Here is a 20,787-nt window from a genome sequence, read left to right on the forward strand (position 1 = left end):
ACGCAAAGTCGGGCTTTTTTTTTGTCTGGGATTTTCTTTCTGTATTTGAAGCGTTTTTTCTCCATCGGGCTACGGCGGACAGCGTCCGCCCCCGCGCTCCAACCTCAATAAACCATGGAACAGCAGCAGTTTTACGTTTACACCTTGAAGTGCAGTGATGCCATAAAGGGGTGAAGCCGGACCACCAATCAGCCCGGATTATTAGGCCAAGACAATGAGGGCGACAGGAATACCTGCCGCCCTCATCTTCAATTCAATAATTGAGGTTGTGATTATCGCTGAATCATAAACCGCCCTGTTGTCCGGTCAGTACCCAAACGGACTTCGTAAAGGTAGAGGCCATTTGGCCATTGATCTACACGTATGCCTTTTTCCGTTTCCAGGAAAGGATAAACAGCGAGGCGCTGCCCATTGGAGTTATAGATGACAATTTGAGCAAATGAACTTTGATCTTCCATTTTTACAAACCGGATGACTTGGTTAGCCGGGTTAGGGGCCACCTGTATTTTGCCCGATGCCTGGTCAGGGGCTTCCACTGAGGTCATTGTGGAGTTTTCCAAAAAGTCGACGGCTATCCGATGAACGGTGGTGTTCGTAAAAATAGGCTCATTGAAGTCGAAATAAATAGCGGCCTGATTGGAGATCGCTGTACCTAACGGTGCGTCAGGTTTGAGATCAATACCAAACTTTACAAACCCATGTGAAGCCGGCTCATTCACGTTGCTATCAGGCAGCATGATATTATCGAATTCAAAAAGGAGTGTGCCGTCCTGCGCCAGCTTCCAGGTATAGGGGTGACTGCTGGCGCCAGGCGTAAGGGTCGCAGGGGCAAGCCATGCTGACAGGGTATCCCGTATGGCTACATTAAAGGCAGTATCTGTACCTGTGTTTTGGAATCGGATCAGGTACTCCAGGCGGGTACCTGGCTCAATGAAGTGCTCGGGGCCAGCACCTTTAGGGAAGCCCTGCTTGTCATTGGGGTCGTAGGCACCAATATTCGCCCGGCATTCCAAATCGGTGAAACCGCCGTTGCCGTACAAGGGGAAGCTGTTGAAAAAGCCCAAAGAAATCACCTGATTATCGGAGATACAACCTTCCAGGGTGGAGCTGATCAGTTCTCCCGGGGCAAAGCCGGGACTGCGAGGCGCCTGCAGCCGGTAAGTAGCACCGTTGGCAGGTTGACGGATTTCGATGGATTCTCCCTGCTCAAGCTCAAAGGGTTGAGTGAAAAACATGACATCATCTTCAATAACGATATAGGGAGCACTGCTTTCCATATCCGCATCTCCAATATTCAGGAGCGTAAAGACGGCAGAGTCGCCATCACAACGACTGTCTGCGGATATCAGCGGGGCAGGGGGCTTGGGCACACAAAGCGTATCGGGAAAAACGAATGCTTCTACACAGTGGGTCTGCCCGAGCTCTGTGTTGTCACAGTCTACGTATACCGTAAACTTGAACTGTCCGCAGGCATTCGGTGGAAGATCGCCCAGCTCAAACCGGTAAGCCTGATCTCCGGTTGTCGAATAGGGCAACTCCGCAGATTCCAGCGTTAAGAATTCATCAAGTTGGATTTCCACGGCAGCGTCGTTAGCCACGGCAGTGCCTTCATTGCAGTAACGGACCGAATAGGTATTGGAGAAACAGCGCCTTAGAAAGGGCACCGATACATCCACCGACATCAGTGGGCACTCTACTGCTGCCTGTACATAGAAGTCGACAGCTGTTTCCTCGTAGAAGCCTTCCAGTAAGGTATCTATAGTGGTTTGGCAAGGCACCCAAAGATCATTGGGAGGGGTGATGGAAATAGAATAGCTGCCAGTATCCACCGTCATGGTGTAAAAACCATTGGAATCGGTAGTGGCATAGTAATCCATAGTGCCATTAGACGCGGTGACATTCCAGCCCAATAGTGGAGCAGCAGTGGTGTCAAAAGCACAATCGGCATCTTCATCCCGCTGCACCGTGCCTTGCAATATATTGGTGTACATATTGCCATTGCTGTCTAGTTTGACGGCGAAGGGGCGGTAATCATTATAGCCTACAGCTACATAGCCCGTTCCATCTGCACTTTCGGTTACCGCGGCAAATCTATAAAAGGGAAAGAATACAGAAGCATTTTCGATATGTGTCCATAGCGTATTTCCGTTTTCCTCAACTCTGGATACAAACCCAGTTTCGTTAATTGGGAAAGGATTATCAGTCCCCATAGATCCTGCGAGAATGTAGCCACCCGCAGGCAGTTGGTCTATATCTGTTACCGCATCAGCGGTCTCAGCGTGCCAAATTTCAGTGCCCTCTGGAGTAACTTTTTTAATAAAACCCGGTTCAATATCAGGTATTCCTCCACCGAAGACAAAATTCCCATCATGGTCTTGTGCTATTGCAAAGGCATTGTATTCCTCACTTTCATCGCCGTAAATCACCTGCCAAAGCTCCTGCCCGTTTGCGTCGAAACGAGTCAGGTGAGCCACCTCTACGTCAGCCTGTCTAGCGGTTCCTGTTGCCATAAACCCACCGTCGCTTAATGGCAAAATCTCCGCGAGGTAGGGCTTATGAAAGATAGACGCACCCTGCACAAAATAGGTTTGTTCCCAAATCACATTGCCTTGCAGATCGACCTTATTCAACAAGACCGTATAGTTGTTGTTGGGACCTGTTAGGTATTCACGATGCATGATGAAGTGCCCATCAATTGTAGGCGTGAAAACTGTGGAAGTAATCGAATTAGGCAATTGCTCTAAATCAGGGTAATATTGGAGCGATTGTAATTCACCCTGCATATTGAGTCGCATGACTCCGGGAAGCGGGGTGGGTGTATCAAAAATGCCAGTAATGTAAATGGCACTGTCACCGAGGATGTGCATTTGACCTCGCCTATTCACTTGCCCAGTCACTGTCACTGGAAGAAACTTAGACCATTGGGTGTTGCCGTAAGCATCAATTTTCCAAATGGCCGCTTCGTTCCCGTAAAGCAAGTAGCCGCCATCCGGGGTGGCATGTACATCGCTGATCCAGCCCCCGACGTAGTCTTCCAGACTGTAGGTCTTACGCCAGCCTTGCGCGTGTAAAAAGTGAACAGAGGTAACAAGTCCTAGGATTACAAGTAAAAATAAACGTTTCATGGTTTTTTTTTTTACAAAGATTGGGGGAGTAGGGCCAGGATGCAAATACAAAAAACACTATTTATCAAAGCAAGATTCTTGAATTTTAGAGGAATGACTTTTAAATATTGAGCTATAAGGTTATTTTTATCAAATACATATAAATTATTTAAAATTGAAAGAAAGCAAGCTTGTTTCTATTTTAGGGCAATTAAGTAAAAAAGAAGTGGCCATTTTTGATAAACTGGTCCGTTCTCCACTCTTTAATCAACGTCAGGATGTGGTCGAGTTCTGGTCATTCTTGCAAGAGCAACTCTACTGGATCGGCGATGTGCCTACCAAAGAATCAGTTTCCAGGCATCTTTTCCCCGATCAGCCATATGATGCACAGCGTATCCGCTATCTGATGAGCTGGCTCATGAAGCTGGTGGAACAATACCTGGCACTTGCGCCTCATCTGCTTTCCTCTGTTCAGCAGCAAATTGAGCTGTCTGCCGCCTATCGGGAAAAGAGAATGCCTAAGCATTTTCAACAAACCCTCCGCAAAGCCCGGCGGGAAATTGAAGCCCAGCCGCACCGTCATGTAGAGTATTATCAGTGGCAATATCAGTTGCAATGGGAGAATTATTTGTTTTCCTCCAGCCAAAAACGAGTGACTAGCCACAACCTGCAGGAAGTGTCCGATACGACAGACGTCGCTTTCATTGCCCAAAAATTACGGCAGACTTGCTTTCTGCTGAGCCATCAGGCGGTTTACAAAACGGACTATGATTTTGGCTTGCTGCAGGAAGTGCTGGCTTACGCCAAACAGCGAGACTTACTGGGCCTCCCTGCCATCGGTGTTTACTATCATTGCTACTATGCCCTCTCGCCAGATGGTACAGAAAAGGACTTTCAGGCCTTTAAGGATCAGTTAATTAGGCACTGGTTCAGGTTCCCGGAATCTGAAACCAGGGACTTGCTGTTGCTGGGGCTGAACTATTGTATACGCAAATTCAATGCTGGCGGATTGGAATATGCCCAGGAAGGGTTGGACCTTTACCAAAAGGGGCTTTCCTCCGGTGTGCTGCTTTCTGATGGGTTTCTATCGCGCTTCACCTACCGGAATGCAGTAGCCCTGGCTGTTTCCATCGGCGCTTTGGAATGGGCTGACGCTTTTATTGAACATTACAAAAAGTATTTGCCTAAAGAGCAGCAGGAAAGCATGTACAGCTTCAGCCGTGCGAGACTCGCTTATGAGAAAGGGCACTACGGGGATGTCCTTCAACTCTTACAGCGCGCTAACTACAAGGACTTACTGCTCAATCTGGCCGCTAAAACCCTGCTGCAAAAAACGCTTTATGTCACCGGGGCATGGGACGCGCTGGAGTCTCAGCTGGATGCCATGACGTCCTTTCTGGCCCGCAAGGATATACTAACCTACCATCGCAACAATTATCGCAATTTTGCAGCTCTGCTGAAGAAAATTTTGGCCCTAAACCCACACCTCCCTTCCGCTAAAGAGACGCTCAGGGCAAGGATTGAGCAAACCCAGCCACTTACTGAAAAACATTGGCTGCTTGAGCAATTATGGAAAGCTTAGTCCTCCTGCTTCTTCCCTTCAGGGCTAATCCGCATACTGCTCCGGCGCTTCATACTTTTGATGTGCTCCACGCGGCGGAAGCGAAGGGCACTCCAGTCCTCATCGACCGCCACCTGACGGACGGGCTCCAGATTGAGCGCGCCCAAAGGTGCCCAGCCGTGGTCCCGGGTGATTTCAGAATCATACTTTTTGGAGCTTTTTTTAGGGTAGGCAAACCAGAGCGTTGGGTCACCTTCCAGCCTTCCGCTTAGCTGATGGGCAATTGCGGTGATTTCGTCTGGTTGGGTGACGAATGCCAGCAGCCAGTTCACCTCGGTTGCGGTGCTCAGGCTGTTGTCCAGCTGAGCTGTTCCTTCCATGGCTTGCAGATGGGGCGCAAAGCTTTCCGGTGCATTTATTACCATCAGGCGCCCCTGGCCCTTGTAGTTCAGCTTTTTGAAAATGGGGTCCATCGTGGTTATTGCTTTACGAAACGATAAATGGCATTCGGGTTCACTACATAACCAATGACGGAAGAAGGGAAGGTTACCTCCCCATTGACCAGGCAGCCGCTTTCTTCTGCCACCACGGTCCAGGTAGCGCCCCCGTCTTGCGTCTCGAGTGTCTGCACGCCACTGAGGTAGTTAATGCCGGTCTCTGGCTCCTGGCTGATCACGCTGCGCAGGAAAAAGCCCTGATTCTCATCCACAAAGTGCATGATGCCGCCGCCGCCTTCAACGGGCAGGGGCATTTCCTCCCAGTTTTGTCCGCCATCCGTGGTTCTGAATGCGGTGGTTTCGCCCACCACGAAGCCCACCTCAGGCGTAGCAAAGTAGAAGACCTCAATGGTATTAACTGGCGTAGTCCGCTCTGTCCAGGTTTCGCCCCGGTCATCCGAAAACCAGAACCGGCGGTTCATGGGGATGAAAATACGGTTGCTGGCCCGCTGGAAACGAGGGAAGCCAAATTCTTCCGGCAGCTCCTCAATCGCCCAGGTTTCGCCACCATCTTCTGTGCGGGCGATGCTGTAATCGCTATCGCTGCCTGCACTTTCGGGCAGGACAAGTGCCAAGCCAAGCAGCGGATTGTAGAACTCCAGGTCCATAAACCGGCGCACCTCATCCACATAGCGGCGCTCCCAGGTCAGTCCGGCATCAACGGTAGAGAGAAAGACTGCACCGGAATCGCGCTCTTCACTAAATTGAGGCAAAATGTCCGACCCGCCGGCAAAACCCTGGTCTTCCGCAAAAAAGTCTACAGATAGCAAAGCCTGTACCGTAAGCGCATCTGTTTCCTGGCCGGTGAGCTGTACTTCCCAAACTGCACCATCGCCGCTGATACGGATGAGGGTGCCCAATTCGCCCACGGCGTAGCCAACAGAAGTGGTGGTGAAGTCTGCATTATTGAGCTGTGGCAGGAAGTTGGACGCAATATTGGGCTGTATCACATCCAGGGACCAATTGTCCAAAAATTCTTCCGGCTTACATTCTGCTATGTCGAATTCGAACCCATCATCATCGCAGGAACTGAAAACCAGCGTGCCAATGAGGCCAAACAGTATCCCAAACTTTACACCATTCATATTCATACCTCAGTTTTGTCAGAAAAATCAGTGTGCAAAGTTATTACTTTCTTCCTGATCGGACAATATTAGAATAGTCTCAACTATTTAGAGTATATTTGCACCTGCATTCATCTCTCAGGGGTAACAGATTACCCGGAGATGGGGAGCGTGCTCCAACAAAAGCCTACTCCCACCTTTTTTTAACTGACCTATCTTTAGTGGGTGAGACGGCAAGGTAAGATACCTTTATAAATGATTGATACCTCCCATTCCCGTCAAACTGTTTAAGCTTAGGCATTTCAATTTATTCGATGACTTTTCAAGATCTCGGGATTATTGATCCCATTCTTAAAGCACTTCGTGCTCAGGGCTACGAACAGCCCACACCTATCCAACAGCAAGCCATTCCAAAACTACTTAAGGGTAAAGACCTGCTTGGCTGCGCGCAGACTGGCACAGGAAAAACTGCAGCTTTTTCCATTCCCATCCTGCAGCAAATGTACGAGGACCAAAGCTGGGACCGCCGCAGGCGTGAAATCAAATGCCTGATCGTTGCGCCTACGCGGGAGCTGGCTATTCAAATTGATGAGAGCATTTCGGCATACGGGCGGTTTCTCGACCTGCGCAATACGGTCATTTTTGGTGGCGTAAAGCAGGGGGCGCAGACGCGTGCCCTGAGCAAAGGCATTGACATTCTTACCGCAACTCCCGGGCGTCTGCTTGACCTTATGGGGCAGGGTTACATTAGCCTGAAACATGTGCAGTTTGCGGTAATGGATGAAGCTGACCACATGCTCGACATGGGCTTTATCCATGACATCAAGAAAATCGTGAAGCAGTTGCCGCAAGACCGGCAGTCTCTGTTCTTCTCTGCTACGATGTCACCGGAAATCCTGAAGCTCTCCAAGGGCATTCTGGGGCAGCCGGAGCGCATCACCATTAAGCCGGAGCAGGCAACCGCCGAACGGGTAGAGCAGAATGTCTACTTCGTCACTAAAAAGGACAAGCGCAAGCTGCTCCTGCACCTGCTCAAGGAAAATGATGTGGATTCAGCCCTGGTTTTCTCCCGTACCAAGCACGGAGCCAACCGCATCGCCAATCAGCTGGATAAAGCAGGCATCAATGCCGCCGCCATCCATGGGAACAAATCTCAGGGTGCCCGGCAAAAGGCTTTGCAAAAGTTCAAGGACGGCAACCTGAATGTACTGGTCGCCACCGATATTGCGGCGCGTGGCATCGACGTAGACGAACTGTCCTACGTGGTCAACTTCGACCTGCCCAATGTACCGGAAACCTATGTACACCGCATCGGCCGCACCGGGCGGGCAGATGCAAGCGGCGTAGCCCTTTCCTTCTGCGATGCGGAAGAGCGCGCCTACCTCAAAGACATTCAAAAGCTCATTGGGCAGTCTATTCCCGTTGTCAGTGAGCATCCTTTCCCGGATGATGGTGCTACACCGGAGCCTGTCAGCAGCAATGGGCAAAACCGTGGCGGAGGCCAACGTTCCGGTCGTTCTTCCGGGGGCGGCAACCGCAATAACCGGCGCAATAATAACCGGCGCCGGAACTAATTACGAGCTGTAATTCAGCGTTAATAAGGCCGCCAAGGCTACCTGAGAAAGCGGGGAAACCCGTTCTTTGGTGGGCTTGGCGGCTTTGTTTTTTCGGATTTAGCCGCAGCGGGGAATGCCATTAGGCAGGAATTTCAGGGTATGCTTAGTGATGGGGGGAAGGCGCAGGAGGTTTTTACTGCCAACGAGGACCTATTTGTTAGCTTCGATATTTTTAATGCTACACAATTGCAAAACATGGCATCCGCAGGTATGCTGTTAGATCATCCATTCTTGAACTTCATCAAAGTTGAATAAATAATGTTGGATTTTAGCCTTAACAATAATTTCGAAAAGATTACAGACCGTGTAGTATTCTGGGAAATGACTTTTGATCGACTTTTCGTTCAGGATAATAAATATGAAGCTTTTTCAACCAGCCTAATTCATGGCTTTCATGAGGCGAATTCATTAGGGAAATTAGCGTCTAAGATCATGACAGTCGCAAAGCTTGATTCTGATCGGATAGCGGTAAAAGATTCCTTTGATAATAGCTTATATGTCGCTAGGCTAGATGGAAAAGGAACGATGGAGAAGATAGACATTGGACCTTTTGGGGTGTCCAGTTTTTTTGATGCCTCACAAGGTATATTACTTCACAGCCATGATTATGTTAATAGAACAATTGCATTGTATCGTTTAGGCCTTGGTGTGATTTGGGAGAAAAGTGTCAGAGCCACGATGAGTAAACTTTCTGCCTCTTTATTATTACTAAGGTCAATGCACAACTACCGGAATACAGGAATAGAAGCCAGGGAAATTGAAAGCGGAAACTTGGTTTGGTCAATTGAAGCTGAAAACTGGCCTTTTCCCAACTTTGAAATCAGTGATATATTTGTTTATAAAAACTACGCTTATATCACCTCTACAAAAGCTGCAGCTGTAGTCGCCCTCGACCTCTCCACCGGCCAACTCCTCCAATCCTGGCATGCCCTCCCCACCGGCACCACCCTTGGCCCGCAGCAGTCTACGGTATTGTCGAACCCCGCGCATAGTGTGCTGCATGAGGAAGCAGGCAAGATACTGGGGCTGACCGGTTACTACTACTGGGAGATCGACTTGCAGACCGGAGCCCTGCAGGCACAGGACTGTACCTCCGGGTTTAAATCGCAGCGCTTGCGTGCTATGACCCGGCCAGTGTGTCAGGGCGACCACCTGTACTTTTCCTCAGACGAGGTATTCGAAAAGCCAGACGGGACGCTCGGGCACGATATCAAGCTCACGGCATTCAACTGGCGTACCCGGCAGATAGACTGGGAGTGGGCTTTTGACCATCCCGGCGAAGGGTTATACCAAATCGGCATGCCCAAAGTACATGGCGATTACCTGGCAGCCGCTGATACGGGCGGGCAATTACATCTATTCAAGAAAACAAGCTAAAACGGCCATCCACAGCTCCCGTTTTGCGCGCTCACCCAAAGTTCCGTATTTTGAGGTAGAAACCTCAGCTTATGAAAACCCTACTTCCCCTGCTGTTCTGCTGCTCATTGGCTCTTTGCGCTGCTGCGAGCGCTGCATCTTCCCTGGGCGGTCATCGTTCCGCTATGACGATTGAGGAGCCAATAGCTCCACTGGAAGGGTCCATCGTGCCCCTGCCTGCCGATACCCTGCCTTATACAATGGAAGAAGCCCGTCGCAATATTCAGACCGCGGGGCTTTTTTTGCTAGTGGGGCTTGTATCCGTATCCCCTCCCGTGCTATACCTTGCCGCTTTGGTTGGCGCCCCGGTTTTGCCACAACTGCTTTTCGTCTTAGGGGCACTTTCATTGGTTTGGGGTGGGCTGAAATTCATTCAGGGGCGAATTCGCCTGCGCCGCCTCCGAGCTCACCGGCGAAACTCCCCGGGTGGCTGACCGCTCAATGCCTTTATCTCTGGTTCATCAGCCGGGAGCGCTTTGGCGAGAACGCGCTATCCTGATGACCCAAAAAATGCTCCTCGTGATTACCGTTGCGCTGGGGTGGTAGGTCTCCCGCCAAAAAAACACCACGGTTACTTTTTGCTGTAAAAATCCTCTATATTAGGCAAGTCAATTGCCCGCCCCAAAGCCGGAAAAGCCCTAAGTATGAACGCAAATTACCGCCTCGCCTGGCTGCTAGCCCTACTCTGGCTGTCTGCCTGTACCCCCGACTCTGAGCTGCCGCCGGAGGCAGAACCGGAGCCCGAACCCGCCCTCCCTTTCACCACGGTTGACCTATCGGATTTTTCCGGATTTCAATCGGGCCCGGAGAACTGGGCCATCGCCGGAGGGGCTTACGCCGACCGATCCAAAAAACTGACGATGGAGGCGCTCGACGGTAGGGGCGTAGTGGTCAATACCGCACCGCCAAGGTCCGGAGACCATTTATTCACTGCCTTTGAACACGGCGATATTGAACTGGAGCTGGAGGTGATGACTGCGAAGAATTCTAATTCCGGGATTTACCTGCAGGGGCGCTATGAGGTACAGGTGTTTGACAGCTGGGGGGTGGAAACACCGCAGCATTCCGATATGGGCGGCATTTATCAGCGCTGGGACGATGATGCACCAAAGGACAAGCGTGGATACGAAGGCCACCCACCGGCAATGAATGCAGCGAAAGCGCCCGGGGTGTGGCAGCAGGTGCGCATCCTGTTCCATGCGCCCCGGTTTGACGATAACGGGCAGAAGGTGCAAAATGCTCGCTTTAAAGAAGTCTGGCTCAACGGCGTCAAGGTACACGAAAACGTGGAGCTGACTGGGCCTACCCGTGCTGCGCCGTTTACAGCCGAAGCCCGCACCGGTCCCATTATGCTGCAGGGCGATCACGGACCGGTTGCTTACCGCAATATCCGGTACAAGCGGTACGATCATCCGCCGGTTGAAACCCGCAACCTCACCGTAGCGCAATACGAAACCCGGCAGGAGGAGCTACCCGATTGGGATACCTTGGAGTTACAGTCCAATATACCGGTAGATTCCATTTCCTTCTATCAGGCAGGTGCCAGGGCTGGATTTTCCCTCATATATGAAGGCGTATTAGCTGTGCCCACAACCGGCGATTATCTTTTCACCGCTTATGCCAACCACACCGCCATCCGGTTTATTGTTGGTCAGGATACCTTATTTGACCGGGATAATAGCTATTCCATGGGTGCCAAAGCAAAGGCGATTACCGGTCTCTCAGCGGGGACGGTCCCGTTTCAACTGGTCCTTCACAAACCCGGGCTTGGCTGGCGGCGGGGCTTTGGGCTGGAAGTGGAAGGCCCGGGTATCGAACGGCATGCGCTTACGACCCCAGCCTCTGTAAAACAAGGCCCCAAACCTGAGCCCATTATCATAGCTGCCGAAACGGAGGCTACCCTGCAGCGCTGCTTTATGCTGCACGAAGGCAAAAAACGTACGCACACCGTAGCCGTTGCCACGCCGCAGGGCATTCACTATGCCTACGACGTAGAGCGGGGCACCTTGCTCAAAGCCTGGTCGGGCGGCTTCCTGGATGCCACCGATATGTGGCACGAGCGGGGCGAGGCACAGCTGGGGCAGCCCCTGGGCATGGCCATTGCCTTCCACGGCGACCCTGAATTGTACGCATTGGAAGATGGAAAAGTCGTCTGGCCGGACACCCTGACTTCCGGCCAAACCTATCGGCAGAAGGGCTACGAACTTGACGCTGAAGGGCACCCCACCTTCCTGTATCAGGTGGATGGCACTTCCGTGAACGTACAGCACCGTCCTGCCGCAGGGGAGCGCCGTCTGACCCGCATCCTAACGATTACCAATGGCGATGGCTTTTGGCTGAAACTAGGCGATGGCAAGACGATCGAGGAATTGCCCGATGGCACTTATGCTGTCAATAACCATCAGTACCTGGTCGACCTTGGGGAAAAGGAAGCTAAACTCCGGCAGTCCAACGGGCAAATGGAGTTATTGCTCGCCCTCAGCCCTGGTGCACAAACCATCGAATACGACATCATCTGGTAAATTTACAGACCATGAGAGCCTTTTTGACCCTTGTATTTTGCAGCCTGCTGGGCAGCCTATTCGCACAGCAAGACCCTATGTCTGCCTATTATAAAATCGTTGATGTCCCCATACCGGATGAGGTCGTGCTGGAAGTTGGCGGGCTGGCCCTCAGTGATCAGGATCAGCTGGGTGTGTCCACCCGCCGGGGCGAAGTCTGGCTCATTGACCGCCCGTACAGCAAAAATCCAGACTACAGCTTGTTTGCCAAAGGCCTGCACGAGCCCCTGGGGCTGGCTTTTCGTGACAACGGTTTCTACGCCACTCAGCGGGGCGAGCTGACTCGCCTGGAGGACCGCGATGGCAATGGCAAAGCCGATGTCTTTCGCACGGTCTACTCCTGGCCCCTTTCGGGGAATTACCACGACTATTCCTACGGGCCGAAGTTCCTGCCCGATGGGGACATGCTGGTGACCCTCAACCTCTCCTGGATTGGGCATGGCGCGAGCCTGTCCAAATGGCGGGGCTGGCTGCTGAAGATTACCCCAGAGGGCGATATGGAGCCTTTGGCTACCGGCTTGCGTTCTCCTGCGGGCTTTATGGTGAATGAAAAAGGCGATATCTTCTATACCGAAAATCAGGGCGACTGGGTTGGCTCCGGGCGGATGACGCACCTGGAAAAAGGCGATTTTGCCGGCAATCCGGCCGGTCTCCGCTGGGCCTCTGAGCCCAATTCACCGGTCAAGCTGGCTGCGGAAAGTATCCCGGACTATCCGGGCATGTCCCTTTTCGAATACGCCAAAAAAGTCCCTGCGGTGAAAGCGCCCGCCGTGTGGTTCCCGCACACCATTCTGGGTATTTCCACCTCTGATATTCTGGTGGACAATACCGGTGGCCAGTTCGGCCCCTTCGAAGGGCAGTGGTTTGTAGGCGATCAGGGGCACAGCAAAATCATGCGGGTGTACATGGAAGAGATTGACGGGGTCTATCAGGGCGCGGCATTCGGGTTTATCGATGGCTTCGCTTCCGGCATTCTGCGGATGGTCTGGGGTAGCGACAACAGCATGTTCATAGGCATGACGAGCCGGGGCTGGCCCGCTACCGGTAAGGCGCCCTATGGTTTGCAGCGGCTGGTGTGGTCGGGCAAAACGCCATTCGAAATCAAAACTATGCAGGCGCAGCCCGATGGTTTTCTGCTCACCTTCACAGAACCGGTGAGCAAAAGCACGGGCAGTGATCCGGCTTCCTACGCGGTCACCTCTTTCAATTATGAATACCACAAGACCTACGGCAGCCCCATCGTAGATCAGCAGGATGGAGAAGTGTATCAGGTGGAGCTTAGTGAGGATGGGCTTTCTGCCCGCTTGTTGGTGAAAGGCATGCGCCTTGGCTTCATACATCAGGTGGTGGCGGAGGGCGTGCGCTCCCGTGCTGGTAAGCCACTGTTGCACAATACCGGCTATTACACTCTTAATACGGTGCCGGGCGGACAGCTGAAATCTGTAGCTATAGGCTCTGCGGAGGATGGGGCTGCAGATGCCGGCCCTACAAAGCGCCCCAATACCATGCCCGCTTCCTGGACAGATGGACCGGATGTAGAACTTAATTTGGGGACCAAACCCGGCCTCAAGTACGATGAAACCGTACTTATGGTGGACGCCGGTGCCAAAGTCAAACTGACCTTCAGCAACAGCGACGATATGCTGCACAACCTCGTTATCGTCAAGCCTGGTGATGCGGTGGACAAAGTGGCGGAGTTGTCCATGAAACTGGGTTTGAAAGGGGAGGAGATGAACTACGTGCCGGAGTCGGATCTGATTTTGTACCACACGGGTATCCTGCAACCAGAGACATCCGAAACGCTGTATTTTACCGCTCCCAAAGAACCAGGGTACTACATGTACGTCTGCACTTTTCCCGGGCACGCACAGGTAATGCGGGGCACGCTGATGGTGGAGTAGGGGCTATTCAAACTTTAGGCCGTAGCCTTGCAGCAAGCGCCATGCTTCCTGCCGGGTGAAACGCGCCCCTTTCAGGTCGTTGTGGGCCGGATGGATGGTGAAATTTTCTGCCATCCGGAAGTCGGCATTTTGCAATTGGGCATTCTCAAAGCGGGCATTCGTCAGGTCAGAACCACTGAAATCGGCTCCTTTGAGTGGGGTGCCGGTAAAGTCCACTTCGCGTACCGAGCAGTCCGAAAAGACAGTGCCTTCCATCGGCAGGGCTCCAAAAACGCCGTAGTCGAGCTGGCATTTTTCAAACCGGAGCTGCAGCAACAAAGGCTTGCAGTCTTCCCATGCGACCCCCAACAGTCTGCACCCGGCAAAAGTGACTTCCTGGAAAGCCGTGCCCGCCACCTCTGCGTTGCTCAGGTCACAATCCTCAAAACGACATTCCGTAAAGCGGCAATCCATAAAATTTGCATTGGTGAACTGGCAATTGCGGAATACACAGTTGATGTAAATACCGATGGGCAGTGGCTCCGTTGCGGTATCCCGGTGCTCAAAGGTTTGATCTTCAGTCAAAGGCAGGCTCATGAGGGTTAGTGTTAGTTTAACACAAACATAATTGTCCGTGGCTTGGTCAAAGGTAAAAAAGCTTTACCTTCGCGCCTTCCTTTTGAGAGCTTGCCTTACCTATTCAGAAAAATACTAATGTCCCGGTCGGCTGCCGGGCACCAAACTACTGTGTGCTATATGAAAAAGTTATTCAATCTTTTTGACCTTTCTCAACGTGTAGACTATAAAACCGAAGTCCTCTCGGGCCTTACTGTTGCGATGGCGCTCATCCCCGAGGCGGTGGCCTTTGCCCTTATTGCCGGGCTTTCTCCGCTGACGGGGCTTTATGCCGCCTTTGTGATGGGGCTGATCACTTCTATATTTGGCGGCCGTCCGGGCATGATCTCCGGAGCGACAGGTGCGGTGGCAGTGGTCATTGCGGCGCTTGCGTTGTCACATGGTGTAGAGTATGTCTTCGCTACCGTTATTCTGGCGGGGCTGATTCAGGTATTGGCGGGCGTGCTCAAATTGGGTAAGCTGATGCGTTTGGTCCCTCACCCGGTCATTTTTGGATTTGTAAATGGCCTGGCGATTATCATCTTCATGTCGCAACTGGATCAGTTCAAGACACCGGAAGGCACATGGATGGCGGGCAACAGCCTCTACCTGATGCTCGGGCTGGTACTCCTGACGATGCTCATCATCTGGGGGCTTCCGAAAATCACCAAGGCAGTGCCCTCTTCTCTGGCGGCTATCCTTACCATCTTCGGTGTAGTGGCTTTCTTTGGGCTTGATACCCGAACCGTGGGCGATATTGCTTCCATTCAGGGCAGTTTTCCACCCTTCCATATTCCAATGGTACCTTTTACTATGGAGACCCTGCTGATCATTTTCCCCTATGCAGGTATTATGGCAGGTGTAGGCCTTATTGAGAGCCTGCTCACGCTGAATATCATTGATGAGATCACAGAGACCCGGGGCAGCGGCAATAAAGAAGCGGTGGCTCAGGGCACGGCGAATATTCTTTCCGGGCTGTTTTCCGGCATGGGCGGCTGCGCAATGATCGGGCAAAGCCTCATTAACGTATCGGCAGGGGCGCGCGCCCGGCTGTCGGGCATCGTTGCTTCCGTGATGCTGCTGGTTTTCATCATGTTTGGTGCCGGGTTGGTGGAGAAGCTCCCCATGGCAGCTCTGACTGGCCTGATGATCATGGTGGCTATTGGCACCTTCGAGTGGGCCAGCCTGAAGACCTTCAACAAAATGCCGCCTTCTGATATCTTCGTGATGGTGTTGGTCACTGGCATTACCGCTGTCCTTCACAACCTGGCACTAGCGGTGCTCATCGGCGTGATCATTGCTGCTCTGGTTTTTGCCTGGGACAACGCTAAGCGTATCCGTGCCCGCAAGCGCATTGATGAGGATGGGGTGAAGCACTACGAAATTTACGGCCCGCTCTTCTTCGGTTCGGTCGCCGTTTTTAACGAAAAATTTGACGTGCTGAATGACCCGGATGAGGTCATCATTGATTTCGAGGAAAGCCGGGTTGTGGATATGTCGGCTATCGAAGCCCTCAATAAAATCACAGAGCGTTACCGCAAAGTGGGCAAAAAAGTACACCTGCACCACCTGAGCCCCGACTGCCGCAAACTGCTGAAAAATGCAGAGGAGATTATTGATGTGAATGTGTCGGAGGACCCTACTTACCGGTTGGTGGTGGATGAGATTTGAGTGGGGGCTTTACGCGGTTTAAAGTGATTGCGTGGGGAGGCGGCTTAACGCAAAGATCGCGGAGGTAGATTGGAACACGGATTAGACTGATTACGCAGATTTTCACTGATTTCGAGCGGGGACATGCTTATGTGGCTGCATCGGATTGCCAGGATCAGTGTCATCAGTCAGATCAGCGTCATCAGTGTACCCATGTCGTGCATGTAGGGTTGGAACACGGATTAGACTGATTACGCGGATTTTCACAGATTTCGAGCGGTAGCATTCTTGTGTGGCGGCACCGGATAGCCAAGATCAGTGTCATCAGTCAGATCAGCGTCATCAGTGTCCCTTTGTCGTGCATGTCGGGTTGGAACACAGGTTGGACGGATTACGCAGAATACCTCAAGCCAACAAATACCCCCGCGCCACCGACTTAAAATCAGCCACCTCTTTTTCATACCACGCATCGTCCCTGCCCAATTCCTCTTGCAGGATTTTGCCTACAGGCGCTGCCATATCCAATGCAGCCTGAGCGTCCATAAACAGGGTACGCAGACGGCGGGCAAGCACATCCTCTATACGCTGCGCCATTTCGTGCCTTGCCATCCAGACGACCTCGGCTTTGGTGTTAGGATATTTGGGGTGAAGCGGTTGCTGTAATTCGGGCTGCTCAGCGATCAGCGCCTGAATGGCTTTCGCCTCGCTGCCGTAGACCCGCCAATGACCTTCCGGGGTGTGTCCGTTGGGGTAGCCGTGGAGCTTAATTTGGGCAGAAGTGCTACCCTTGGCGCTCATCTTCTTGACTTTCAGGATTTCATCTACCATATCTTCCCCCATTTGACGGAAAGTCGTCCACTTGCCTCCGAGTATAGAGAAGAGGTCACTGTCGCTCACCACAATTTTATGGCTGCGGGAGACTTCCTTGGTCGCAGCACCCTCCGTCTTGGGAGCCGCAAGCGGTCGCAAACCGGCAAAAACCGAAAGCACATCGGCACGCGTTGGTGGTTTGACCAGGTAGTCGGCAGCGGTTTCGAGAATAAAGTCTATTTCTTCATCCAGCGCTTTGGGCTCTGCCTCTGCTTCAGACCTTGGCGTATCGGTGGTGCCCAGAATGAGCGTACCGAACCATGGAATGCCAAAGAGTACCCGCCCGTCCGGTGTCTCCGGGATCATTAGCGCATCTTTACCGCCAAGGAAGGACAGGTCCAATGCAAGGTGGGCACCCTGACTCGGGAGGATGGACTTTCGAACGCCCGGCTGATCCATTTTTAGGATGGTATCGGAGAATACTCCGGTGGCATTTACGACCGACTTGGCAGGAATGGAAAAAGCTTCCCCTTCAACGAGGTCTTTGGCTTCCACACCATTGATTTTTCCATCGGCAGCTTTGCTCAGCCCGGTCACTTCTGTGTAATTCACTACGCAGCCGCCCATAACGGAGCAGGTTTGCGCGACCGCTACCGCCAAACGGGCATCATCAAACTGCCCATCGTAATAGACCACGCCACCTAAGAGCCCTTCCTGCTTAATAGTCGGGATTCTCTCGATCACCTTCTTCCGGGAAATGATGTGAGAACGCCCAATGCGCAACCGGCCAGCCATCAGGTCATAGACTTTAAGCCCGACCCCGTATTTCAGCTGATCCCAGCGCGTATAAATCGGGATAATGAAGGCTTGCTTACCGGAAAGGTGAGGCGCATTTTTCATCATAAGCCCCCGCTCTTTCAGCGCTTCGAGTACAAGAAAAACATCCCCCTGCGCCAGGTAGCGAACCCCACCGTGCAGCAGCTTAGTACTCCGGCTTGAGGTTCCTTTAGCAAAGTCGGCCTTTTCCAAAAGCACGACCGAAAGACCACGGGAAAGCGCATCAAGTGCAATGCCCAGCCCCGATGCACCACCCCCGATTACGGCAAGATCCCAGGGCTCAGACTGATTTTTTATTTTTGCTATATTTTTGTTTCTTTTCATTTTGTTTCTTTTGTCCTTCAAAAGTGCACAAAAAAGAAAATAAAAGCAAATTTAGTTTTCTTTTTTTACCTTTGTTTGAAACTTAGACAGTATTCTATGCAAATTGCAGAGCGCCATCGGTTCATTTTGGAGGCCTTGCGGCAAAAAGGGGCAGTCAGTGTGGCGGCACTGAGCGAAGCCATGGACGTCACCACCGTCACGGTGCGCAAAGACCTGCGCCTGCTTGAGGAAAAAGGGGCGTTACTGCGTTCCCACGGGGGGGCAAGCCTGCCGGACACCTACGTTAATGACCGCTCCATTGACGAGAAAATGCAAATCCGGGTGGAGGATAAGCAGCGTATTGCCGTCCGGGCAGTGGAATTGCTGCAGCCGGAAGAAGCGGTCATCATTGGGTCCGGGACTACTGTTCGCGCCTTTGCCCAAGCCATTCCCAAAACGCTGAAGCTCACGGTGCTCACCGGTGCCATGAATGTCAGCCTGGCTTTGCTGGATCATCCGGAGGTAGAGCTGGTGCAACTGGGCGGTGTGGTGCGTAAGAGCAGTGCGTCGGTAGTCGGTCACTACGCTGAGGGCATGCTGGCGGATTTTGCCTGCACCAAACTCTTTTTAAGCGTGGATGGAATCAGCCCTGATTTTGGGCTCACCACTTCTAACATGATGGAAGCCCACCTGAATGCACAAATGATTCAGGCCGTTCCTCAGGCTATTATCCTCGCAGACTCCGGTAAATTTGGGAAGAAAGGCTTTGGGAAAATTTGTGACATTGAAGCGGTCCATACCATTATCACGGATGGGGGGCTGCCGGATGCGGCCCGGCGGGCCATGGAAGATAAAGGAGTAAAGGTGCTCATCGCCTGATCAGTCGTAAAGCAATACCGCTGCCCGCTGCTTCATATATTCAGATCTGCCTTGCAACTCAAGTTCCCGGAGTGCCTTCAGGGGCTCACGGTTCTCCACCCATAGCCTGACCTCGTTGCTGCCATTAAGGATATCGATAGGCAGTAGCTTGTATTCGTACTCGAAGGGGGGCTGCCGCCACCGGAGCCGGGCTTCCGGCAAATGGAACAGGTATTGCAGAATACACAGCCCGGACTGCCAGGGCCGGAAATCCTGGAGATTCAGCAGGTGCAGCTGATAGCCCCCGCAGCGCTCGCCTGCATGTTTTTCGAAGGTCGGCTCAAAGTAGATGGGCCGTAGCCGAAAGCCACGCAGCCCGCTCTTCAGCAAAGCAGATTCCAGGCCGGGCAGGGCCTGATAAGGATCAAATCCCGGGTAGCCAAAGACTTCAAACGGGCGGGTGGTGCCCCGGCCTTCCGACCAATTCGTACCTTCCCAAAAGACCATACCCGGAAAAACCTGGGCGGTCAGCAACGCAGGCATATTGGGCGAGGGGTTAGCCCACAGCAGCTCCGTTTTTTCAAAGGCCATAGCCCGGTGCCACCCGGTCATGGCTACCACCTTAAGGTCGCAGGATGTTGTTGTGGCTCCATTGACCAGGAGCGCAAATTCTCCAATCGACAGGCCATGCCTCGCGGGCAAAGGGGACAGCCCGATGAAAGACCGGTATTCCAAATCCAGCAGATTGCCTTCAACCCGCATCCCTCCAAGGGGATTGGGGCGGTCGAGGACCCAAACGGGGATGCGGGCTTTGGCGCAAGCTTCCATCATCAGTTGCAAAGTATAAATGTAGGTGTAGGGGCGCGCGCCCACGTCCTGCAAGTCCACAATAACCTGGTCCAGCCCCTGCAGCATGGCGGGGGTAGGGGAGCGGTTGGCCTCATAGAGACTATGTACCGGTATCTGGAAGAATGGGTGGATGTAGTGGGGACTTTCGATCATATTGTCCTGCGCTTCCCCAAACAGGCCGTGCTGAGGCGAAAAAACAGCCCGCAGCCGGGGGCCGAAAACCCGGTGCATAGCAGATAGCCCATCTTCCCCTGTGGCTGTTATGGAGGCATTGTGGCATAGGTAGCCGATGTGCTGCCCGCATGCTTGTTGAAGGGCGGGAGTACGCAGAAGCTGGTCGAGGCCGGTTTGTACGGGCATAGTTAAAAGGTTAGAGTAACGTAAGGCCCGGAATCCGGAAGGGCGTGAGGAAAGGGTCGGCCGGCGGGCGTTCCGTGATGAGGTACTGCAGTTCGCTGAGTTGGCAGACCCGCATCTTAGTGCTGGTGTTAAGCTTCTCAGAAATAGCAAGTGCGGCGGTTTGGCCCGAGACTTCGCGCATCGCCTGTTTGACTTCCACTACTTCCCAGTCGCTATCCGTCAGGCCGTTGATGGGGTCAATACTGTTGGCCCCAAGCAGGCACAAGTCCGGGCTGAGGCTGAGCAACTTTTTGATGACTTCCCCTCCGGTACTGATCTGCGCATCGCCCGAGATACGGCCACCGATGAAGAGCGTCTCGCTGTCGCTATGCCGGGCCAACTGCATTGCCACAGGCAGGCTTACGGTAAAGAAGGTGACTTTGAGCCCGGAAGGCAGAAGGCGGGCTACCTCCAGGTTGGTTGTGCCACCACTAATAAGGATGTGCATGCCGTTGCGGAAAAGGCTTATTGCTTTGCGGGCAATAGCCGTCTTTTCGGCATAGGCGTAAATTTCACTCTCAATAGCACCCACCATCCGGAAAGAGTTGGATATGGCGCCTCCTCGTACTTTTTTAAGTTTGCCATCTTCTGCAAGTTCTTGCAAATCTCTGCGGATAGTGTCCTCCGATACTTTCAGGAGTTCACTTAAATCAGCTTGCAGGACCTTATTGTGCACATTGACTTCCCTTAAAATTAGCAACTGTCTTTCCGGTTTTAGCATGCTTTTATTTCTTCAGTTTGGGCTTTCTTGAAATAATTGAATAGCC

At 52.5% G+C, this 20,787-nt stretch carries 15 protein-coding genes; 8 read left to right on the plus strand and 7 right to left on the minus strand.

Annotation, left to right across the window (positions count from 1 at the left end):
• Window positions 1-272: 272 nt before the first annotated feature.
• Window positions 273-3,125, minus strand: a complete 2,853-nt coding sequence (locus MRY86_RS22390) for a T9SS type A sorting domain-containing protein (RefSeq protein WP_293566481.1) — start codon at window positions 3,123-3,125, stop codon at window positions 273-275.
• A 154-nt stretch (window positions 3,126-3,279) separates the two neighbouring features.
• Between MRY86_RS22390 and MRY86_RS22395 the strand changes: the two genes are divergently transcribed.
• The gene (locus tag MRY86_RS22395) at window positions 3,280-4,686 is read left to right on the plus strand and encodes a hypothetical protein (protein WP_293566482.1); all 1,407 of its coding nucleotides are present in this window, start codon (window positions 3,280-3,282) and stop codon (window positions 4,684-4,686) included.
• Here the strand turns inward: MRY86_RS22395 and MRY86_RS22400 are convergent.
• Window positions 4,683-5,138, minus strand: a complete 456-nt coding sequence (locus MRY86_RS22400) for a hypothetical protein (protein ID WP_293566483.1) — start codon at window positions 5,136-5,138, stop codon at window positions 4,683-4,685. The two genes, MRY86_RS22395 and MRY86_RS22400, sit on opposite strands and share 4 nt — an antisense overlap.
• Before the next feature lie 5 nt (window positions 5,139-5,143).
• Complete coding sequence (locus MRY86_RS22405) at window positions 5,144-6,247, minus strand: hypothetical protein (RefSeq protein ID WP_293566484.1); 1,104 nt, start codon at window positions 6,245-6,247, stop codon at window positions 5,144-5,146.
• Between the two features lie 293 nt (window positions 6,248-6,540).
• On the opposite strand from MRY86_RS22405, the gene MRY86_RS22410 reads away from it, so the two are divergent.
• The 5 genes from MRY86_RS22410 (at window position 6,541) to MRY86_RS22430 (ending at window position 13,720) form a co-directional block, all read left to right on the plus strand.
• On the plus strand, window positions 6,541-7,800 hold the full coding sequence (locus MRY86_RS22410) for a DEAD/DEAH box helicase (RefSeq protein ID WP_293566485.1): 1,260 nt from the start codon (window positions 6,541-6,543) through the stop codon (window positions 7,798-7,800).
• Window positions 7,801-8,520: 720 nt separating this feature from the next.
• Window positions 8,521-9,219 carry a hypothetical protein gene (locus MRY86_RS22415; protein WP_293566486.1) on the plus strand — a complete coding sequence of 233 codons (699 nt, stop codon included), beginning with the start codon at window positions 8,521-8,523 and terminating at the stop codon, window positions 9,217-9,219.
• Between the two features lie 71 nt (window positions 9,220-9,290).
• The gene (locus tag MRY86_RS22420) at window positions 9,291-9,692 is read left to right on the plus strand and encodes a hypothetical protein (protein ID WP_293566487.1); all 402 of its coding nucleotides are present in this window, start codon (window positions 9,291-9,293) and stop codon (window positions 9,690-9,692) included.
• A 210-nt stretch (window positions 9,693-9,902) separates the two neighbouring features.
• Window positions 9,903-11,780, plus strand: a complete 1,878-nt coding sequence (locus MRY86_RS22425) for a DUF1080 domain-containing protein (RefSeq protein ID WP_293566488.1) — start codon at window positions 9,903-9,905, stop codon at window positions 11,778-11,780.
• A gap of 11 nt (window positions 11,781-11,791) precedes the next feature.
• Window positions 11,792-13,720, plus strand: coding sequence for a plastocyanin/azurin family copper-binding protein (locus tag MRY86_RS22430; RefSeq protein WP_293566489.1), 1,929 nt, complete (start codon window positions 11,792-11,794; stop codon window positions 13,718-13,720).
• Between the two features lie 3 nt (window positions 13,721-13,723).
• Here the strand turns inward: MRY86_RS22430 and MRY86_RS22435 are convergent, their stop codons facing one another.
• On the minus strand, window positions 13,724-14,296 hold the full coding sequence (locus MRY86_RS22435) for a pentapeptide repeat-containing protein (protein ID WP_293566490.1): 573 nt from the start codon (window positions 14,294-14,296) through the stop codon (window positions 13,724-13,726).
• A 159-nt stretch (window positions 14,297-14,455) separates the two neighbouring features.
• Between MRY86_RS22435 and MRY86_RS22440 the strand changes: the two genes are divergently transcribed.
• Window positions 14,456-15,985 (plus strand): SulP family inorganic anion transporter, encoded by a 1,530-nt coding sequence (locus MRY86_RS22440; protein ID WP_293566491.1) that lies wholly within the window; start codon window positions 14,456-14,458, stop codon window positions 15,983-15,985.
• Window positions 15,986-16,369: 384 nt separating this feature from the next.
• Here the strand turns inward: MRY86_RS22440 and MRY86_RS22445 are convergent, their stop codons facing one another.
• A complete protein-coding gene (locus tag MRY86_RS22445; RefSeq protein ID WP_293566492.1) occupies window positions 16,370-17,935 on the minus strand; it encodes a glycerol-3-phosphate dehydrogenase/oxidase in 1,566 nt (521 codons plus the stop codon).
• 96 nt (window positions 17,936-18,031) lie between these two features.
• Here MRY86_RS22445 and MRY86_RS22450 point away from each other — a divergent pair, with 96 nt between their 5' ends.
• Window positions 18,032-18,793, plus strand: a complete 762-nt coding sequence (locus tag MRY86_RS22450) for a DeoR/GlpR family DNA-binding transcription regulator (protein WP_293566493.1) — start codon at window positions 18,032-18,034, stop codon at window positions 18,791-18,793.
• Here the strand turns inward: MRY86_RS22450 and MRY86_RS22455 are convergent, their stop codons facing one another.
• Window positions 18,794-19,981 (minus strand): DUF1343 domain-containing protein, encoded by a 1,188-nt coding sequence (locus tag MRY86_RS22455; protein ID WP_293571957.1) that lies wholly within the window; start codon window positions 19,979-19,981, stop codon window positions 18,794-18,796.
• A gap of 10 nt (window positions 19,982-19,991) precedes the next feature.
• Window positions 19,992-20,720 carry a DeoR/GlpR family DNA-binding transcription regulator gene (locus MRY86_RS22460; protein WP_293564118.1) on the minus strand — a complete coding sequence of 243 codons (729 nt, stop codon included), beginning with the start codon at window positions 20,718-20,720 and terminating at the stop codon, window positions 19,992-19,994.
• Window positions 20,721-20,787: the final 67 nt, after the last annotated feature.

Origin of the sequence: Phaeodactylibacter sp., from assembly GCF_022763345.1 — a bacterium.
GTDB lineage: Bacteria > Bacteroidota > Bacteroidia > Chitinophagales > Saprospiraceae > Phaeodactylibacter.

Coding starts and splice junctions, on each gene's coding strand:
- MRY86_RS22425 (WP_293566488.1), top strand. CDS start 9,903: ATGAACGCAAATTACCGCCTCGCCTGGCTGCTAGCCCTACTCTGGCTG.
- MRY86_RS22445 (WP_293566492.1), bottom strand. CDS start 17,935: ATGAAAAGAAACAAAAATATAGCAAAAATAAAAAATCAGTCTGAGCCC.
- MRY86_RS22410 (WP_293566485.1), top strand. CDS start 6,541: ATGACTTTTCAAGATCTCGGGATTATTGATCCCATTCTTAAAGCACTT.
- MRY86_RS22455 (WP_293571957.1), bottom strand. CDS start 19,981: ATGCCCGTACAAACCGGCCTCGACCAGCTTCTGCGTACTCCCGCCCTT.
- MRY86_RS22390 (WP_293566481.1), bottom strand. CDS start 3,125: ATGAAACGTTTATTTTTACTTGTAATCCTAGGACTTGTTACCTCTGTT.
- MRY86_RS22400 (WP_293566483.1), bottom strand. CDS start 5,138: ATGGACCCCATTTTCAAAAAGCTGAACTACAAGGGCCAGGGGCGCCTG.
- MRY86_RS22440 (WP_293566491.1), top strand. CDS start 14,456: ATGAAAAAGTTATTCAATCTTTTTGACCTTTCTCAACGTGTAGACTAT.
- MRY86_RS22435 (WP_293566490.1), bottom strand. CDS start 14,296: ATGAGCCTGCCTTTGACTGAAGATCAAACCTTTGAGCACCGGGATACC.
- MRY86_RS22415 (WP_293566486.1), top strand. CDS start 8,521: ATGAGTAAACTTTCTGCCTCTTTATTATTACTAAGGTCAATGCACAAC.
- MRY86_RS22405 (WP_293566484.1), bottom strand. CDS start 6,247: ATGAATGGTGTAAAGTTTGGGATACTGTTTGGCCTCATTGGCACGCTG.
- MRY86_RS22430 (WP_293566489.1), top strand. CDS start 11,792: ATGAGAGCCTTTTTGACCCTTGTATTTTGCAGCCTGCTGGGCAGCCTA.
- MRY86_RS22450 (WP_293566493.1), top strand. CDS start 18,032: ATGCAAATTGCAGAGCGCCATCGGTTCATTTTGGAGGCCTTGCGGCAA.
- MRY86_RS22420 (WP_293566487.1), top strand. CDS start 9,291: ATGAAAACCCTACTTCCCCTGCTGTTCTGCTGCTCATTGGCTCTTTGC.